The 1191-nt window shown below is 71.8% G+C and carries 2 protein-coding genes; both read right to left on the bottom strand.

Features of this window, described 5'->3' with window-relative positions:
• A partial coding sequence (locus B0W88_RS31845) for an MFS transporter (protein ID WP_144007148.1) occupies window positions 1-825 on the bottom strand: 825 nt, incomplete at its 3' end.
• Window positions 826-828: 3 nt separating this feature from the next.
• Window positions 829-1191: acyl-CoA dehydrogenase family protein (locus B0W88_RS31850; protein WP_144007149.1), on the bottom strand; the 363-nt coding region annotated here is incomplete at its 5' end.

The raw sequence follows: 1191 nt of genomic DNA on the forward strand, positions 1-1191 counted from the left end.
GCCCCAGGCCAGCGCCAGGCTCACCGGGGAGGTGACCAGCACGAACAGCGCGAACATCCGGCCCGCCTCGACCGGCGCATAGCCCAGTCCCTGCTGCAGGTAGCCGTTGAGCCAGGTCAGCGAGGCGGCCAGCGCCCAGTGCGCGGTGAAGTGGGCGCCGTAGATGCCGAGCACCGTGCGATCCGCCAGCAGGCGGCGATAGGGCACGCGCGCGGCGCCCGCGTCGGCCGGCCGCGCGGCGTCCAGCTCGCCCTCGCCGCCGAACAGCCGCCAGGCCGCGCACCACAGCAGCCCGGCGCCGGCCAGCACGATGAAGTTCGCCCGCCAGCCCCAGTGCGCGCTGACGACCGGAATCAGCAGCCCGGCCAGCAGCAGCCCGGCCGAGCTGCCCTGGTACAGCAGCGCCACCGGCAGGCTGCGGCGGTGGTCCGGGAACCACTTGTACAGGGCGTGGATCGCCACCGGCGAGGCCGGCCCTTCCACCAGGCCCAGCAGCGCGCGGCAGGCCACGAAGGCCAGCAGGGACGTCGACACCGCCATCGGCAGCAGCACCAGCGCCCAGCACAGCGCCATCGCCAGCAGCACCCACCGGGTCGCCACGCGGTTGGCCGCCAGGCCCCCGGCGATCGCCCCGACCGCATAGAGCCAGTAGAAGCTGGCGCCGAGCAGGCCGAACTGCGTCGGCGAGAGCTTCAACTCCGCCATCATCGGCACGGCCACCAGCCCGATCACCGCCTTGTCCAGGAAGTTGCTGGTCATCATCACCGCCAGCAGGCCGGCGATGGTCCAGGCGCGGCGCGGGCGGTACTGCGGGGACGTCGTCATGCCCTAGTCCGCGAGGATCTCGCGCGCGATCGCATTGCGCTGGATCTCGCTGGTGCCGGTCAGGATGCGCATCATCCGCAGCTGCCGGAAGGCCAGCTCGACCGGATGGTTCTGGGTGACGCCGACATTGCCGTGGATCTGCACCGCGCGGTCCGCGATCGCAAAGCAGCGCTCCGAGATGAACAGCTTGCAGGCCGAGGCCTCCATGCGCAGCGGGTCGCCGTCATCGGCCATCTGCGCCGCGTGCAGCATCATGGCCTCGCAGGCGAACAGCTCGGCCGCCATGTCAGCCAGCATGTGCTGGATCGCCTGGAAGCGGGCGATCGGGCCGCCGAACTGCTGGCGGGTGCGCGCGTAGTCGATCGA

Source organism: Pelomonas sp. KK5, assembly GCF_001984095.1.
Taxonomy (GTDB): Bacteria; Pseudomonadota; Gammaproteobacteria; order Burkholderiales; family Burkholderiaceae_C; genus KK5.